Raw genomic sequence first — 17,963 nt, forward strand, 5'->3', positions numbered from 1 at the left:
TCAATTTAAAAATATTAAAAATAGAAATAAACACAAAGGAAAACCTTATTTTTGCGGTATGTTGGATTTAAGAACAGTAACTGTGATGCGTTATATTCTGCCGCTTCGCGAAGGAGGCTCGCTTCCGGCTCTGGCAGAGGCTGATGACGATTTTAAATATGTTTTGAAATTTCGTGGTGCAGGCCATGGAGTTAAGATGTTGATTTCAGAATTATTAGGTGGAAAAATTACGGAAGCATTAAGGTTAAAAATCCCCGAGCTTGTTTTTATAAACCTTGACGTAGACTTCGGGAGAACAGAAGCTGATGAAGAAATTCAGGATTTATTAAAATTTTCGGAGGGCCTGAATTTGGGACTGCATTACCTATCTGGCTCGATTGCTTATGATACGAGCGTAAAAATTGATCCTCTCCTGGCTTCAAAAATTGTATGGCTTGATGCTTTTATTACCAATATCGACCGTACTTTTAAGAATACCAATCTTTTGATGTGGAATAAAGAACTGTGGGTTATTGACAACGGTGCGTCGTTTTACTTTCACCATTCCTGGCAGAATTTTGATGTGGCTGCAAAAACACCTTTTAAATATGTAAAAGACCATGTATTATTTTCACAGGCCACAAAACTGGATGAAGCCGACGCTTTCGCAAAAGAAGTTTTAAGTGAAATTATTTTCAGGGAAATTGTCAATCTCATTCCGGAAGACTGGCTGCATTGGGATGACGCTGATGAAACGCCGGAAGAAATTCGTGAAATATATTTCCAGTTTTTGAAAACAAGGCTGGAAAACTCTCATCTATTTTTAAACGAAGCCAAAAATGCAAGAAGATAAAATCTATGAATACGCAGTAATACGTCTGGTTCCGAAGGTTGAAAGAGAAGAGTTTTTCAACATAGGATTGATGATGTTTTCGAAAAAAGAGAAATATATCCGGGTAGAGTTTTACTTATGTCCTGATAAATTCAGGCTGATGCACAGCAAGTTAGATTACGAAGATATTATCCAGAATCTTGAAAGCTTCCAAAAGATAGCCAACGGTGAAAAAGATGGTGGCCCTATTGCATTGCTGGAAATCCCTGAACGTTTTCGATGGCTGACCGCCGTAAGAAGCTCTGTAGTACAAACGTCCAGACCTCATCCCGGAAAATCGAAGAATCTTGACAGCACTTTTGATAAATTATTTCAGGAATTGGTCATGTAACTGTATACACCTATGCTGTAGCCACATCCTATCTTCGATATACTTTGGAGCAATAACTTTTGGGGATAGCGAATAATTTATCTTGATTACTAATTACTTTGTTTTTAAGCTCTTCGGGAACTTCTTTTTGTCTGCCCGTGAAACGGCCTCCATGAAAACCATATCACTGTAGGGAAATTTTTAGCATTCTCAGGAATATAAATATCCGAAACACATCTTTCATTAATATAAGCAACAGACTTACTTACTTTTTCATAATAATAATGAATATTATCAATGCTTTGATATTTTCGTGAAAACAAAGGTGTTGAAACTACAAGTAAGAACTAAAATATCAGAAGCTTATTCATTTTGGAGTATTTTAGAGTTAAAATATGCAAAATTTATATTGTCTCCTTTTGAGAAATAATGTTTTTTTATCTAAATTTTTCAGCTTACAATTTATTTTTTTAATCAAATTAAATAATAAAAATCAAATTATCGTTCATTCAAAAAAATGGTTGTTAATTATTTACAATTTTATTCATAATATTTTATATTTAAACACCAAATTAAAATAAAAATGATGAAATTAAATTTACTTGAAGAAACACGCTTCGAGAAAATTCCCGTAAGTGTATTTGAAAATCCCTCAATTGCCTCTGTTCATGTGGCTCAAAGAATTGCTGGTGTTATTCGTAAAAAACAAACAGAAAACGCTTTTGCAGTTCTTGGTCTTGCTACAGGTGCTACGCCGGTTTTGGTATATAAAGAACTGGTAAGGCTTCATAAAGAAGAAGGTTTGAGCTTTAGAAACGTCATCACCTTTAATCTTGATGAATACTATCCCATGCAGCCAAATGCCGTTCAGAGCTACGTAACTTTTATGAATGAAAATCTTTTCAATCACATTGATATTCAGAAAGGAAACGTTCATATACCCAATGGAACCATTGCTTTGGAGGGAATTCCTGATTTTTGTCTTGAATACGAAAGAAAGATCGAAAGTTTAGGCGGCATGGATATCCAAATTTTAGGAATCGGGCGTACCGGGCATGTCGGTTTCAATGAACCCGGCTCTGCCCCAAATTCCGGGACTCGTCTGGTAAGCCTTGATGATCTGACCAAAAGAGATGCGGCCCATGATTTTGGCGGGAAAAGCTTTGTTCCTTCAAAAGCCATTACCATGGGAATCGGAACTATCCTCAAAGCAAGAGAAATTATTCTTATGGCCTGGGGAAAAAAGAAAGCGTCCATTATAAAAAAAGCGGTTGAAGAAGAAATTTCCGGTGAAGTTCCTGCAACCTATCTTCAATTGTCCAATAATGTTGAATATATCTTGGACACTTCCGCTGCTATTGAGCTTACTCGTTTTAATAGGCCATGGCTGGTAAAAGATTGTGTATGGACAGATGATCTGATCCATAAAGCAGTGATCTGGCTGTCAAAAACTTTGAAAAAACCTGTTTTGAAACTGACAGAAGATGATTACAACAACAACGGAATGGCACAGCTTGCCACAGAAAAAGGGCCGGTATACAACGTTAACATTCAGGTTTTTAACAAATTACAGCATACCATTACCGGCTGGCCCGGTGGAAAGCCGAACGCTGATGATTCTCAGCGCCCGGAGAGAGCTGAACCGGCAAAAAAACGTTCACTTATCTTTTCGCCGCATCCTGATGATGATGTCATTTCCATGGGAGGAACTTTTATCCGCCTGATCGATCAGGGCCACGATGTACATGTTGCCTATCAAACTTCGGGAAATACGGCGGTTTGGGATGACGATGCGCTTCGTTTTATAGAATTTGATCTTGATTTTTCTGCTGAGATGGGAATTGAGAATCAACCACTAAAGGAAATATATCAGAAAATGAGAGCTTTCCTTGATCAAAAGACTTTAAATGATATTGATATTCCTGAAATTAAGGCCGTAAAAGCACTGATCAGGAAAGGTGAAGCCATTGCTGCCGCAAGATACTGTGGTTTGGAAGACAACCATATTCATTTTCAGTCGCTTCCTTTTTATGACAACAGAACCGATAAAACTAACCCGATTTACGAAAAAGACTTTGAATTAACCATACACCTTCTTCAGGAAATCAAACCTCATCAGGTTTTTGCAGCTGGAGATTTTGAGGACCCTCACGGAACCCATCTTATCTGTTTTAGTATTATTCTGGAAGCTTTAAAGCATTTAAGAAAAACTGAAAACTGGGCAAAAGATTGCTGGCTTTGGATGTACCGCGGGGCGTGGCATGAATTTGAAATTCATGAAATTGAAATGGCAGTTCCTTTAAGCCCTCAGGAACTGGAGCGTAAAAAGCAGGCCATTTTCAAGCATCAAAGCCAAAAAGACAAGGCAGTTTTTCCAGGTGATGATTCCAGGGAATTCTGGCAGCGTGCGGAAGAACGGAATCGTGAAACAGCGAAAGCTTATGATAAATTAGGATTAGCGGAATATGAAGCAATGGAGGCTTTTGTGAGGTGGAAGTTTGATTAAAAATTTGATTTGATATTGGCTAAGATGCTTCGACAGGCTCAGCATTGACATTCCTAAAAATTAGCTCATAACATTATATTTATAACGGTTAGTATTAGGAATGTCAATGCTGAGCCTGTCGAAGCATCTTAATAATTATACATTAAATCTTCGTTAGCTTAGCATATTTTAAAATCAAATTCTTTTCGCCTTCATGCTGGAAAACTACTTTTGCTTTAATATTCTGGGGATCAGTACCATCAAGGAAAGTTACTTCCCCGATTCCGAAACGGTCGTGTCTCACTTTATCACCAACTTCGATGTCCTGCGAAGAAGCACCGCTTGGATTGATAATTTTCGCTGTGCTTACCGGCTTCAGCTTACGAGGTTCAGCAATAGGCTTTGAACTGTCACTTCTTTCGATCGTTTTCTTTTCCACTTTTTTAAAGCTTCTGATTTCGGAAGGATGCTCATCAAAAATATTGGATTTGATCCCCGAATTATTGATAAAACGTTTTTCAATGGTTGGATTTACAAATTCGATATATTCTTCATCTATTTCGCTTAAAAACCTTGAAGGCTCCGCATCAGTGATTTTTCCCCATTGGAAGCGGGAAATAGCATATGAAAAGAAGGCCTGTTTTTCAGCTCTAGTTAAAGCAACATAAAACAATCTTCTTTCCTCTTCCAGGTCTTCCCTGGTGGTCGAACTCATGAAGCTCGGGAAAAGATTTTCTTCCAGTCCCACTAAATGTACGACAGGAAATTCCAACCCTTTTGAAAGGTGAATGGTCATTAATGAAACCATATCATCTTCGCTTTCCTTATCCTGCGTGTCAGCAGAAAGCGCGATATTTTCAAGGAAATTTGACAAGCTCGGGTCTCCGTCTTCCAGCTGCTGCTGCTCTTCTATGAATCCCTGCATGGAGTTCATTAATTCCTGAACGTTTTCTACACGCGAAATCCCTTCGGGAGTCTGATCGTCTTTTAAAAATTTGATTAATCCGCTTCGTTTTGCGACTTCCATGGCGACGTTGTAAGCAGTTTCGGTTTTTAATAATACCTGAAACGCTTTAATCATTGACCAGAAATCATTTAATTTATTCAAAGCCCCATTATTAAAGCCTAAATGCGGGGCATACATCGGAAGATTGTCTAGTACTTTTGATACGGAAACATTTTGATTATCCGCGAAAACAATCAGCTTATTTTGGGTAGTTTCTCCGATACCCCTTGCCGGATAATTGATAATTCTCATCAAGGCCTCAGAATCATTTTCATTGATTAAAAGCCTTAAATACGCCAATAAATCCTTCACCTCTTTTCTTTGATAGAAAGAAAGGCCACCATAGACTTTATAAGGAATATTTTTACGTCTTAATGCATCTTCAAAGGCACGGGTCTGGGAATTGGTTCTATATAAAATGGCAAAATCGCTGTATTTTCTTTGCTCACGGTTGCGAAGCTCCCAGATATTTCCGGCTACGAAATTAGCTTCATCTGCATCGGAAAGTGAACGGTAGACTTTAATTTTTTCTCCTTCTTCATTTTCGCTGAAAACATTTTTCTTGAACTGTTGAAGGTTTTTTGCAATCACAACATTGGCTGCATTGACGATATTCTGTGTCGAACGGTAGTTTTGTTCCAAAGAAACCGTAATGGCATCCGTATAATCTTTTTTGAAATTTAAAATATTATAAATATTCGCGCCCCGGAAGGAGTAGATCGACTGTGCATCATCCCCCACCACACAAATATTTTCAAATTTTGAGGCTAATGCTTTGACAATCAAATATTGAGAATGGTTGGTATCCTGATACTCATCCACCAGAATATACCTGAACCTGTCCTGATATTTTGCCAGAACCTCCGGAAAACGGGTTAATAACTCATTGGTTTTCAGCAACAAATCATCAAAATCCATAGATCCGTTTTTAAAACACTGCTCAACATATCTCTGATAAATCTGCCCGATGAATTTCATATTAGCTTTTTCATCAGCTTCGATCAATTCCGGGTTGTTGAAGTAGGCTTTTACAGTAATCAGATTGTTTTTATAGGTTGAGATTCTTGCCTGAACTTTTTTAGGTTTGTAAAGATCAGGATCAATATTCATATCTTTCAGCACTTTTTTAATGACATTCAAAGCATCCTGCTGGTCGTAAATGGTAAAATTGGAAGGATAGCCCAGATAATGTGCTTCACTTCTCAGAATTCTTGCAAAAACAGAATGAAAAGTTCCCATCCAAAGACTCCTTGCGTTGCTCTGCCCCACCACTTTTGCAATACGGTCTTTCATTTCGCGTGCCGCCTTATTGGTAAAGGTAAGCGCCAGAATATTGAAAGGATCTACCCCGTTTGTGATCAGATGAGCAATACGCATCGTAAGCACACGCGTTTTCCCGGAACCTGCTCCGGCAAGTACCATCAGGGGCCCTTGTAAAGAGGTAACGGCTTCATACTGTGATTCATTGAGTCCTTTCAAATAATCCTCCATGCTGCAAAAAAAATTAGGAATACAAAATTAATGTATTATGAGGAGAATTCAAATTTTGGTTTTATAGTTTAAAGCAAAAAATTACTACGTTTCTGAAAAACTTATTGAGCAATATGAAGAACACATCAAAGAACTAAAAGAACAGGCAGAATTCTGAAAAAACAAATCCAGAGACAGCAAATAATACAGAAACTTTTTCACTTTTGTGATTTAAATAAATTAAAAACATCTTAGATGCACTTTAAGATGTTTTTTATACAATATAAATATATATGTAACATTTAAAGTATTTTTGGCACTAATTGACAAAACAATTTCTACTTTATGAAAAAGCGACTTCTTTCTGTTGCCACAGCGGCTTTCTTCGGAATGGTCCTAAATGCACAGCAAATTAAATTTGAAGAGTATGACTTACCAAACGGTCTTCACGTAATTCTTCATCAGGATAATTCTGCACCGGTAGTAACTACGGGGGTAATGTACCACGTAGGTGCAAAGGATGAAGTAAAAGGAAGAACAGGTTTTGCCCACTTCTTCGAGCATCTTTTATTCGAAGGAACACCTAATATCAAGAGAGGTGACTGGTTCAAAATTGTTTCTTCAAACGGAGGACAAAACAACGCGAACACAACAAACGACAGAACATATTACTACGAAACCTTTCCTTCAAATAATGAGCAATTGGGCCTTTGGATGGAAGCTGAAAGGTTGCGTCATGCTGTGATTAACCAAGTAGGTGTAGACACTCAGAGAGAGGTTGTAAAAGAAGAAAAAAGATTAAGAATGGACAACCAGCCTTATGGAAACCTATTCACAACCATTCAGAAAAACTTATTTACCAATCACCCGTACAACTGGCCAACAATCGGTTCTATGGAAGATCTGAACTCTGCAAAGCTTGAAGAGTTCCAGGCATTTTATAAAAAATATTATGTTCCGAACAACGCTACTTTGGTCGTTGCAGGGGACATCAAGCCTGAACAGACTAAAAAATGGATCGAGGCTTATTATGGCAGCATTCCTAAAGGAACCGTTTATCCAAAAGATTTCCCTAAGGATGCACCTATAACCCAGGAAAAAGAAGTAACGGCTACTGACCCGAATATTCAGCTTCCGGCTTATGTTTTTGCCTACAGAACACCTAGCAACAAAGAAAAAGATGCTTATGTGCTAGATATGCTTTCTTCTTATTTAAGCAACGGAAAGTCTTCAGTTTTATATAAAAAATTAGTTGACCAGTATAAAAAAGCGCTTCAGGTAGCAGCTTTCAACCAAGGTCTTGAGGATTACAGTATTTTCGCATTCTTTGCGATCCCAATGGGGCAGACAACAAAACAGGCATTACAATCAGACATTGATGCTGAAATCAAAAAACTGCAGACAACATTAATCTCTGAAGAAGATTACCAAAAGCTTCAAAACCAATATGAAAACCAGTTTGTAAATGCAAACTCAAGCATCCAGGGAATTGCAGCTTCATTGGCTACCAACCACGTATTGATGGGCGATACAAACCTTATTAATAAAGAAATTGACATTTATAGAGGGATTACAAGACAAGACCTTCAGAATGCTGCTAAAAAGTATCTTAATTCCAACCAAAGAATAATCATCAACTACATACCTGAAAAAAAGTAATCATTTAGGACTTTTTGGTTAAAATATGATTATTAAAAATTAAATTTTTACAAATGAAAAAGCAATTAACATATATAGCTGCAGCATTTTTCTTTACAGGAATGGTTTCTGCACAAAAAATAGATCTTAATGCAATGCCAAAACCGGGACCTACCCCTGCTATTAACATTGCTAAGCCAAAGACTTTTCAGCTAAGCAACGGCCTTACTGTAATGGTGGTGGAAAATAACAAGCTTCCCAGAGTAAGCGCCAACCTTTCTATGGACAGACCTCCATACTACGAAGGAAGCGTGGCAGGGGTAAGCAACATCATGGCTGAACAGTTCGAAAACGGAACCACCAACATGAGCAAAGATGATTTCAACAAAAAAGTGGATTATCTTGGGGCCAATCTTAGCTTTTCCTCAAACGGAGCTTTTGCCAACTCGCTTTCAAAGTATTTTCCTCAGGTTTTAAGCCTGATGGCAGATGCAATCATTAATCCTAAGTTTTCCGCAGAAGAAATTCAGAGTTCTAAAGAAAGAGCCATTGAAGGTTTGAAATCTGACGAGAAAAATGCTTCTTCTATTGCTGAAAGAGTTTCTAACGCTTTAATGTACGGAAAAAATACATCAAGAGGAGAATTTGAAACGATAGAATCTCTTAACAAAATTCAATTAGCTGACGTACAAAATACCTATAAAAAGTATTACGCTCCAGATAATGCTTACCTGGTAATCGTAGGAGACGTAAAATTTGACCAGGTAAAACCATTAATCGAAAAAGCATTCACCGGATGGAAAAAAGCTAATACACCTGTAACGCCGCTAGAGCCGGCAGGTAATGTTTCAAAAACAGAGATCAATGTAGTTGATGTACCTTCTGCTGTACAGTCTGTTGTCTCATTAAACAACCTGAACACTCTTAAAATGAAGGATCCTAACTATTTCGCAGCAACCATTGCTAATTATATCCTTGGCGGCGGGGGTGAAGCCAGGCTTTTCATGAACCTTCGTGAGAAAAACGGTTTCACTTACGGAGCTTACTCAAGTATGACTGCAAGCAAGTATTCACCATCTTTCTCTGCCAGCTCAAGTGTAAGAAATGAGGTTACAGACAAAGCCGTTAAGGAATTCATGAATGAGCTTAATGCCATCTCAACCGTAAAACCTGAAGAGCTTGAAAATGCTAAAGCAAAACTGAAGGGCGCTTTCATCATGTCTCTTGAACAGCCGGCTACCATCGCAAGATTTGCATTAAACCAAAAAGTCCAAGACCTTCCTGCTGATTTCTATACCAATTACCTGAAATCTATTGATAAAGTGACAGCAACAGATGTTTCGAATGCTGCAAAATCTACCATTTTGCCAAACCAAAGCAGAATTTTCATTGCCGGTAAAGCATCTGACATTTCTGAAGGATTGGAAAAACTAGGATTCCCTGTAAAATATTACGATAAAGATGCCAACCCTGTTGCAAAACCTACTACTCAGAAAGTTGATGCTAATGTAACAGTGGGCTCTATTGCAGATAAATATATCAACGCAATCGGAGGAAAAGCAAATGTATCCAAAATCTCTTCGTATATTATGAATGCTTCCATGTCTATGCAGGGGCAGAATATTGATTTTAAAATAGTTAAAGCTCAGGGCGGAAAAGAAATGACCACCGTAACGGCAATGGGACAGGTTGTTCAGAAGCAGGTATTCGACGGAAAAACAGGCTACTCTGAGCAAATGGGTAAAAAAGTTGATATGAAGCCTGAGCAGATCGCGGAAAGACAAAAAAATACTGAGCTTTTCGAAGAATTAGGTTTTGCAAAATCTGCAGATTATAAAGTAGCAGGAATTGAGAAAATCAATGGTGAAGATTCTTACGTAATCAAAGGTGATGGTGATACGACCTATTACTACAGCGTTGTAACAGGATTAAAAACCGGTGAAACCAAAAAGATCAAGGCTCAGGGGCAGGAAATGACCATCCCTTCCACATTCTCTAACTATAAAGAGGTAAACGGTGTAAAAATGCCATTCACCATTTCTGTAAACCAAATGGGAATGGACATGACAATGAATGTAAAATCATACGATGTAAATAAAGCTACAGACGCTGATTTTAAATAAAAATATATCTATAATAAAACGGTAACAAATGTTGCCGTTTTTATTTTATTAACATTTGCCGGGTTCTTTCTTTGCGGTTCGATAAAAAAAGATTAAATTTGCCCATTCAAAAAGATATCAAAATTAATGGATACTATATTTATATTATTGATGGTTCTTATTATGATTGCTAGTATTTTATTGGTAATCGTTGTTATGGCTCAAAACCCGAAAGGCGGGGGTCTTTCAAGTACATTCGGAGGTGCATCTTCTGCACAGTTTGGTGTACAGAGAACTAATGACTTCATGGAAAAATCAACCTGGACTTTAGGAGCAGTAATTATTGTTCTTATTCTTATAAGCGTTGTGATTACAGGTAAACCATCAGCAGCAACTTCGGCTCAACAACAGCCAGTGAAAAAAGAAGCACCTGCGCAATCTGCTCCGGCTTCTACATCTACGCCAGCCCAGACTCCTGCACCAGCTACGAAATAAGCAAATAATAATATCTTTATATAAAGAAAGCAACTCTTTTCTGGGTTGCTTTTTTATTTTAGCTTAATCTTTTCAATTTTATATCTTATTCTAAGACCTGCTTTTAAAAATGAATATTGTAACGGTTTTGATTCTTTATAGTATTTATTAATGAAAACATGCATAGCTCCATAAAATCTTTCGAGATACAGGTCATTTTTTACCGTACTTTCACCCTTGTGATGAAGGATTGAAGATTTACCATAATAAAAATTTCTAAATCCGTTTCTCAATAAAGTATAGCAAAGATCAATATCTTCTCCGTACATGAAATAAGATTCATCCAACCCTCCGATTTTTTCATAAACATCTTTTTTTATCAGAAGAAAAGCACCCGTAATAACATCCACTTCTGCAACTACATTTTCATCAATATCGCATCTGTAATATGATTTTGAATTATTTTTTTTAAAATTCGTAAATAATTTTTCAAATGAATTGAACATATCCGGAACTGAGCGTTTACTTTCCGGCAGAAAAACTCCGTTTGCATCGTGCATTCTTACGCCAAGACAACCTAAATTCTCCTGAGAATCTGCAAAATTTAAAATTTCATTCATGTAAAAACCTTCGATTTCCGTATCCGGATTTAACAATAAAAGATATTCACCTTTTGTTGCTTTTATGGCTTTATTGTTGGCTTTTGAAAAACCCTCATTGGTTTCAGAGGTAATAAAATGAACCTTTGGAAATTCAGGAATAAGATCTTCCCAAGATGAATCCGTTGACGCATTATCGATCACAATCACTTCATAATCTATCTCTTTCAAATATTTCTGAAGAGATAAAAGACAATTTTTGAGCAATTGGGTGACATTATAATTAACGATAATGACTGACAACTTCATATGATTCTGCGTTTTGTTATTATTTTCTTAGATTATAATAATAAGTTCTCCCCAGCAAAAGTAAGTATTTCGCTTTATAAAAGGCTCTTAGAAATAGATATTGAGTAAAATTAATATGCTTCAGAAGATACATTTCTTTCAAATTCTTCTGAAATCCCTCCTCCATCGCATAAAGATTCGCGGAAAGCCCAGCCGCACCAAATGTCCTTTTTCCCCCATCGGCAATCAGCAGACTTTCATCAAGAATGTACATTTTATTATTGTTTTTGGCGATTTTCATCCAATAATTAAGATCTTCTGCGTATCGATGATTTTCATTGAAATATCCCGTATTTTCTAAAATTTTTCTTTTAAAAATAACCGTTGAAGGCTGTGCTTCATTTCTGATTAATAATTTTGTAAAAGTAATTTTAGCAAGATGATTTTCTACACGGTAAGGCAAAAGAATTTTATTATTATTTCTTCTTGTTGCAATAAAATCTAGATTTTTATTATTGAGATAATGTAATTGTTTTTTTGTTTTCTCAGGAAGCCACTCGTCGTCGGCATCCAGCAAAGCAATAAATTCTCCTTTTGCTATTTTTAACCCCAAATTTCTAGCTTTCGAAACCCCTCCGTTTGCCAATTCAAGAAGTTGAATGTGTAAACTCGGGTTTTCTTTAATATATTTTTCAACAAGACTTTTGCTTTTGTCTGTAGACCCATCATTTATGATGATAATTTCAAACTCCTCTGCCCCGACTGTCTGTACTTTAATAGAATTTAAAGCATTAATAATCGTTTTTTCAGCATTGTATAAAGGAATTATTACAGAAATCATTTATGAAAATTGAGGAATTAAGGATTTCCTTCGTTGTAAGGCAACCTGTGCATAATTGACCTTCCCAAAGAAATTTCATCTGCATATTCAAGCTCATCTCCTACAGAAATACCTCTTGCAATACTTGAAAAATTTACATTAAAGTTTTTAAATTTTTTGTAAATATAATATGCCGTCGTATCGCCTTCCATTGTTGCACTCAAAGCAAAAATTAGTTCTTTTGTATTTCCATCGTTCAGTTTCTTCTCAATACTTGGAATATTTAGCTGATGCGGCCCCACGCCTTCCATCGGGGAAATCTTCCCTCCTAAAATAAGATATTTTCCTGTATATTTTCCTGTATTTTCAATGGCTATTACATCACGAACGTCTTCCACGATGCAGATCAGTCCATCATCTCTTTTTTCATTGCTACAAATTTCACAGATATCAAAATCAGAAAAATTATGGCATTCTCTACAGTACTTTATTTCATTTACTAGATTAATCAATGAATTTCCAAGGCTCATTGCCCTGGAATTAGGTTGTTTCAATAAATGCAATGCTAATCGTAAAGCCGTTTTCCTGCCAATTCCGGGGAGTCCGGAAATTTCATCTACTGCTTTCGCCAAAACTTTACTTGGGTAATCCATGATACAAAAATAATGATAATTGCTGAAATTAGTTATAAGTTATGAATTTTGAATTATATGTTTTAATTATTTAGTATTCATTTTAATTAAAACTAAAAGGATTTTTCGGAAACTCATAATTCAAAATTCATAACTCATAACTCTAAAAATCTTATCTTTGAGAATCTAAATATTAACTTGAAAAAATAAATCCAATGGCACTTAATAATTTAAATTATCCTCTGGATTTTAAATTTAAAATTACAACGCTTGCAAGCGACTTCAATATTACCGACAGACATGGAAATTATGTGGCGTATGTTCGTCAGAAAATGTTTAAATTCAAAGAAGATGTTATTGTTTTCAATGACGAAAGTAAGTCTAAAGAGCTTTTTAGAATCAAAGCAAACCAGTGGATCGATTTTAATGCATCTTATTCTTTGAATGAAATAGCAACAGGCAAAAATTTCGGAAGACTCGCAAGAAAAGGAATGCGCTCTCTTTGGAAGGCAAGCTATGATATTTTGGATGCAAATGATCAACCAAAGTTTAAAGTTCAGGAAGACAATGCATTGGTGAAAGTTTTTGATAATTTTGTAGGCGAAATTCCAATTATTGGAATATTTACAGGATATTTTTTAAATCCATCTTATACTGTTACCGGTATAGACGGTAAAGAATATTTTAAACTAAAAAAAATGCCTTCTTTCTTCGGAAGAAGATTTCAATTGGATAGGCTGATTGATATTGACGATAACGACGAAAGTTCTGTAATTCTTTCTCTATTAATGATGACTCTTCTTGAAAGAGCTAGAGGATAAAAAAATTTAAACCACAAACAATGAAATACTTAATCATTTTCTTTTCGGCTATTACATTAGTTTCTTGTAAAAAAGAACAACAAACAACATCCAATTTAGAACGTAAAGATTCTACATCTGTAATTCAGGATTCTGCAATGTCGGATTTAGCAACCTCAGGAAAAATATTAGTTGAAACCTTTCCTTTTCCAAAAGAAATTAAAGAATGTTCATGCCATTTTGCAAAAAATAAAGCAGACTTTGAGGCAGAAAAGTATATCTACGCCGATGATGCCGGCAAAACCGCCTATATGAAACTCGATGGCAAAAGACTGGCCATGAATCTCATCTCTTCAAGTGATATGGAAGTAGATGAAGTGATGAACAAGGAAATCGAAAATGAAGATTATAAAATTTCTGTAAAAGGCAAGAAAATAAATGGTGAAGAAGCCTTATTATTTCAAGGTATCCTGACGATCGAAAAATCAGACGGAACAGTGATTACAATGCCTATTTATGGAGAATGCGGATGCTAGTCAGTTTCTAGCTTCCTTCAAAAATATTGCTTCTGATTTACGGAAGCATTTTTTATTTCGTAATTTTGAGAAAAATAAAAATTTCATGGAACTATCTCATATAGAACCACAAATAATCTGGAAAAATTTCTCCAAATTAAATGCTGTTCCAAGACCATCAAAAAAAGAGGAAAAAGTAATTGCATTCATCAAACAATTCGGTGAAAATCTGGGATTGGAAACTACAGTGGATGAAGTAGGAAATGTAATTATCAAAAAGCCGGCAACAGCGGGAATGGAAAACCGCAAATCTGTTGTCCTACAGTCCCATCTTGATATGGTTTGCCAGAAAAACAATGATGTGAATTTTGATTTTGAAACTGAAGGAATCAAAATGGAGATTGACGGCGACTGGGTAAAAGCAAAAGGTACTACTTTGGGTGCTGATAACGGCTTAGGAGTTGCTACAATCATGTCTATTTTAGAAAGTTCAGATATTCCGCATCCGGTTCTGGAAGCACTTTTTACAATTGACGAAGAAACCGGGATGACGGGAGCTTTGGGATTAAAACCAGGCCAATTAACCGGAGACATTCTCTTAAATCTTGATACCGAAGAAGATGATGAAATCGATATTGGCTGCGCAGGCGGAATTGATGTGACAATTACTCAAAATTATGAAACTAAAGCTCCGAAAGGCCAAATAGTAAGACTTGAGGTAAAAGGTTTGCAAGGCGGCCACTCCGGAATGGATATCCACAAAGGTCTTGGAAACGCAAATGTAATTTTGGGAAGACTTCTTTACAAAGGTCTTGAAAAAGAGAATATTCAGCTGATTTCTATTGACGGTGGCGGCTTGAGAAATGCCATTCCGAGAGAAGCTTTTGCTGTAATTTCTGTAAGAAATGCTCAAGAATTCGTTGAAGAATTAGCCTCCGGACTTAAAAAAGAAATTTTAGAAGAATTTGCTACGGTAGAACCGAATATTCATATTAATATTGAAAATGCTACCTCTTCGGATAAAGCTATTTCAGAAGCAGATTCAAAGAAAATTATTTTGACTTTGAAATCTCTTCACAACGGCGTTTACAGGATGAGTCCGGATGTAAAAGATTTGGTTGAATCATCAAACAACGTTGCAAGAGTTGAATTAAAAGGCGGAGAGCTTAAAATTTTAAACCTTTCGAGATCATCTGTAGAATCTTCAAAATATTCTGTTGCAGAACAATTAAAATCTGTTGCAGAACTGGCTGGAATGGACACAATATTCAGCGGATCTTATCCCGGCTGGAAGCCAAAACCGGGTTCTGAAATTGTACAGCTGATGGAGAAAATATATGTGGAAAAATTCACAGACAAGCCTCATGTTGTGGCTTGTCACGCAGGTTTGGAATGTGGAATCATCGGAGCCAATTATCCTGAAATGGAAATGGTAAGTTTCGGACCTACAATCCGTGGAGCTCACTCTCCTGATGAAAAAGCAAATATCCCTTCAACACAAAAATTCTGGCGTTTTCTGAAAGATATTTTAGCGAATATTCCTCAAAAATAAAATTGTAAAATTGCTATATTTAATATCCAAAGTCGTTTTGATTTTGGATATTTTTAGTTTTATATAAAATTTATTTAAATTTAATTAAAGAAAAATGCTTCGACAGGCTCAGCATGACATTTCTAATACTAATCGTTTTATTAAAACGGTAAATTTGTAGCGGCGTCATGCTGAGCTTGTCGAAGCATCTAAATAAAAGAGTAAAAAATAAACAATGAAAAGTATCACAGTATTTTGCGGATCAAGCTTTGGTTCGAATGATATTTATAGACAACAGGCTATTTTACTTGGGGAGACATTGGCAAAACAAAATATTCAATTGGTTTATGGTGGTGCAATTACCGGTTTGATGGGCGCTGTTGCCGATGGAGCACTAAATTCCGGTGGAAAAGTAATTGGAGTGCTTCCATATTTTTTACAGAAAAAAGAAATTGCCCATAAAAAATTAACAGAATTAATTCTCGTTGAAACCATGCACGAAAGAAAAACCAAAATGAATGATTTGTGCGACGGTGTCATCGTTTTACCCGGAGGTTACGGAACGTTGGAAGAGTTTTTCGAAATGATAACATGGGCACAGCTTGGACTTCACAAGAAGCCAATTGCTGTTTTGAATATTGACAGATTTTATGATGATTTAATTAGGCTAACGCAAACAATGGTAGATAAAGGATTTTTAAAGCAAATCAACAGGGATATGTTGTTGATTAATGATAATATTGACGAATTGCTGGAGATGATGAAAAATTATGAAGCTCCGGTGGTTGGAAAGTGGATTTCGAAGGAGGAAGTTTAATATATTTCTGTTAATTAAAAATTCTTATATCTGAAAATAAACCAAAAACTTCCGAAGAAAAATCTTCAGGAGTTTTTTATTTTAAATTAAGTTTTTTTTAAGGATAAGGAGCAATTTCCACTTCCAAACCTTCCATTTCGGGAACGATATGCAGCTGGCAACCCAATCTGCTGTTATCTTTTACATGGAAAGCTTCTCCAAGCATTGCATCTTCCTCTGCGCCCATCTCATCAAGCCCCGGGTCATTGATTACATACACCTGACAGGATGCGCACATCGCCATTCCTCCACAAACTCCGATAGTTCCCTCCTCTGCCAATTCATAAGAACGAATAATTTCCATTAAATTCATGGACATATCCGTTGGAGCTACCACATCGTGACTTATACCGTCTCTATCGGTAATTTTTATATTAATATCTGACATAATTTTGCAAAATTAGTCAATTTTTTTCACAACAGCCTTCTCCGCTTCTTTTCTGCTTCCGTCGAAACCGTCTACACCACTTACCGTTGTATATTTCAATACATACTTTTTACCCGGGTTCAGTCTGTTATAAACACTCTGACACATCAACGTAGCCTCGTGGAAACCGCAAAGAATCAGTTTTAATTTTCCAGGATAGGTGTTAATATCTCCGATAGCATAGATCCCATCAATATTGGTTTGATAATCTAACGCGTTATTGACAACAATCGCATTTTTTTCAATATTTAAGCCCCAGTTTCCGATCTCCCCTAACTTTGGAGTTAATCCGAATAACGGGATAAAATAATCCGTTTCAATATCGTAAGCTTCCTGACCTTCAACTTCTACCGTAATAGCTTCCACTTTTCCGTTACCTTTAACAGTTGTAACTTCTGCCGGAGTAATCAATTTAATTTTCCCTTGATTTTTCAATTCCTGAACCTTTTCTACAGAATCCAAAGCCCCGCGGAACTCATTTCTCCTGTGGATCAGAGTAACCTCACTTGCCACATTAGAAAGGAAAATACTCCAGTCAAGCGCGGAATCTCCTCCCCCTGCAATCACCACTTTTTTATTTCTGAAATGCTCTGGTTCTTTTACAAAATATTCAAGACCTTTCTCTTCGTAGTCAGTAATATTTTCTATCGTGGGTTTTCTGGGCTCAAAAGTTCCCAGACCACCTGCTATAGCAATAGCTTTTGCCCTGTGAACGGTTCCTTTATTGGTAATTACCTCAAACCATTCATCGTCTACTTTTGTGTACGAAACGGCAGTTTCACCGAGCGTGAAACCTGGCTGGAACTGTTTAATCTGCTCCATTAAATTATCAATAAGCTCACCTGCATTTACAGACGGATAACCAGGAATATCAAAAATAGGTTTCTTAGGATAAAGCTCGGCCAACTGCCCTCCAGGTTGAGGAAGCGCATCGATAATATGGCACTTCATTTTTAACAGACCAGCTTCAAAAACCGCAAAAAGCCCCGTAGGTCCCGCTCCTATGATCAATATATCAGTAGTTATCATAATTTAAGATAATTTAATTATACTTGCACTTGCAAATTTACTAATTTTAAGACTAAGCAGCTTTAATTCATTCTAAATAAAAAACTGAGATTTGTCAAATATCCCACAAA

17 protein-coding genes are annotated in these 17,963 nt (G+C 36.4%); 10 read left to right on the plus strand and 7 right to left on the minus strand.

Translation table 11 applies throughout. The features are described from left to right. Window positions 1-58 precede the first annotated feature (58 nt). Together BW926_RS06245 and BW926_RS06250 are read left to right on the plus strand one after the other, a co-directional pair. Window positions 59-832 (plus strand): HipA family kinase, encoded by a 774-nt coding sequence (locus tag BW926_RS06245; RefSeq protein ID WP_076445238.1) that lies wholly within the window; start codon window positions 59-61, stop codon window positions 830-832. Then, entirely contained in the window at window positions 819-1,202 is a 384-nt protein-coding gene (locus tag BW926_RS06250; RefSeq protein WP_076445240.1) for a DUF3037 domain-containing protein, read from the plus strand. The genes BW926_RS06245 and BW926_RS06250 overlap by 14 nt, the downstream gene beginning before the upstream one ends. Window positions 1,203-1,306: 104 nt before the next feature. Here BW926_RS06250 and BW926_RS14190 read toward each other — a convergent pair whose 3' ends face one another. After that, window positions 1,307-1,504, minus strand: coding sequence for a hypothetical protein (locus BW926_RS14190; protein ID WP_143756508.1), 198 nt, complete (start codon window positions 1,502-1,504; stop codon window positions 1,307-1,309). 260 nt (window positions 1,505-1,764) lie between these two features. Between BW926_RS14190 and nagB the strand changes: the two genes are divergently transcribed. Continuing rightward, complete coding sequence (gene nagB / locus BW926_RS06260) at window positions 1,765-3,687, plus strand: glucosamine-6-phosphate deaminase (protein WP_076445243.1); 1,923 nt, start codon at window positions 1,765-1,767, stop codon at window positions 3,685-3,687. A 142-nt stretch (window positions 3,688-3,829) separates the two neighbouring features. On the opposite strand, the gene BW926_RS06265 is transcribed toward nagB, so the two are convergent. Next, complete coding sequence (locus BW926_RS06265; RefSeq protein WP_076445245.1) at window positions 3,830-6,163, minus strand: ATP-dependent helicase; 2,334 nt, start codon at window positions 6,161-6,163, stop codon at window positions 3,830-3,832. 324 nt (window positions 6,164-6,487) lie between these two features. Here BW926_RS06265 and BW926_RS06270 point away from each other — a divergent pair, with 324 nt between their 5' ends. From BW926_RS06270 to secG, 3 genes are all read left to right on the plus strand, one after another. Continuing rightward, complete coding sequence (locus BW926_RS06270) at window positions 6,488-7,801, plus strand: M16 family metallopeptidase (protein WP_076445247.1); 1,314 nt, start codon at window positions 6,488-6,490, stop codon at window positions 7,799-7,801. Between the two features lie 53 nt (window positions 7,802-7,854). Further along, the gene (locus tag BW926_RS06275; protein WP_076445248.1) at window positions 7,855-9,903 is read left to right on the plus strand and encodes a M16 family metallopeptidase; all 2,049 of its coding nucleotides are present in this window, start codon (window positions 7,855-7,857) and stop codon (window positions 9,901-9,903) included. A 126-nt stretch (window positions 9,904-10,029) separates the two neighbouring features. Continuing rightward, window positions 10,030-10,377: a preprotein translocase subunit SecG gene (gene secG / locus BW926_RS06280; RefSeq protein WP_076445250.1), complete on the plus strand. Its 348-nt coding sequence runs from the start codon at window positions 10,030-10,032 to the stop codon at window positions 10,375-10,377. Window positions 10,378-10,430: 53 nt separating this feature from the next. Here the strand turns inward: secG and BW926_RS06285 are convergent, their stop codons facing one another. From BW926_RS06285 to recR, 3 genes are read right to left on the minus strand one after another with little or no spacing between them, the layout of a single operon-like run. Beyond that, complete coding sequence (locus tag BW926_RS06285; protein WP_076445252.1) at window positions 10,431-11,264, minus strand: glycosyltransferase family 2 protein; 834 nt, start codon at window positions 11,262-11,264, stop codon at window positions 10,431-10,433. Between the two features lie 19 nt (window positions 11,265-11,283). Then, the gene (locus BW926_RS06290) at window positions 11,284-12,084 is read right to left on the minus strand and encodes a glycosyltransferase family 2 protein (RefSeq protein WP_076445254.1); all 801 of its coding nucleotides are present in this window, start codon (window positions 12,082-12,084) and stop codon (window positions 11,284-11,286) included. A 17-nt stretch (window positions 12,085-12,101) separates the two neighbouring features. After that, complete coding sequence (gene recR / locus BW926_RS06295) at window positions 12,102-12,716, minus strand: recombination mediator RecR (RefSeq protein WP_076445256.1); 615 nt, start codon at window positions 12,714-12,716, stop codon at window positions 12,102-12,104. A gap of 194 nt (window positions 12,717-12,910) precedes the next feature. Between recR and BW926_RS06300 the strand changes: the two genes are divergently transcribed. From BW926_RS06300 to BW926_RS06315, 4 genes are all read left to right on the plus strand, one after another. Continuing rightward, a complete protein-coding gene (locus BW926_RS06300; protein WP_076445258.1) occupies window positions 12,911-13,516 on the plus strand; it encodes an LURP-one-related family protein in 606 nt (201 codons plus the stop codon). Window positions 13,517-13,536: 20 nt separating this feature from the next. Further along, window positions 13,537-14,031 carry a hypothetical protein gene (locus BW926_RS06305; protein ID WP_076445260.1) on the plus strand — a complete coding sequence of 165 codons (495 nt, stop codon included), beginning with the start codon at window positions 13,537-13,539 and terminating at the stop codon, window positions 14,029-14,031. Between the two features lie 85 nt (window positions 14,032-14,116). Next, window positions 14,117-15,562 carry an aminoacyl-histidine dipeptidase gene (locus BW926_RS06310; protein ID WP_076445332.1) on the plus strand — a complete coding sequence of 482 codons (1,446 nt, stop codon included), beginning with the start codon at window positions 14,117-14,119 and terminating at the stop codon, window positions 15,560-15,562. Window positions 15,563-15,776: 214 nt separating this feature from the next. Beyond that, window positions 15,777-16,358 carry an LOG family protein gene (locus tag BW926_RS06315; RefSeq protein WP_076445262.1) on the plus strand — a complete coding sequence of 194 codons (582 nt, stop codon included), beginning with the start codon at window positions 15,777-15,779 and terminating at the stop codon, window positions 16,356-16,358. A gap of 97 nt (window positions 16,359-16,455) precedes the next feature. Here BW926_RS06315 and BW926_RS06320 read toward each other — a convergent pair whose 3' ends face one another. Further along, on the minus strand, window positions 16,456-16,785 hold the full coding sequence (locus BW926_RS06320) for a 2Fe-2S iron-sulfur cluster-binding family protein (RefSeq protein ID WP_076445263.1): 330 nt from the start codon (window positions 16,783-16,785) through the stop codon (window positions 16,456-16,458). Between the two features lie 12 nt (window positions 16,786-16,797). Beyond that, window positions 16,798-17,853 (minus strand): NAD(P)/FAD-dependent oxidoreductase, encoded by a 1,056-nt coding sequence (locus BW926_RS06325; protein ID WP_076445265.1) that lies wholly within the window; start codon window positions 17,851-17,853, stop codon window positions 16,798-16,800. Window positions 17,854-17,963: the final 110 nt, after the last annotated feature.

Origin of the sequence: Chryseobacterium sp. RU37D (assembly GCF_900156075.1) — a bacterium.
Taxonomy (GTDB): domain Bacteria; phylum Bacteroidota; class Bacteroidia; order Flavobacteriales; family Weeksellaceae; genus Chryseobacterium.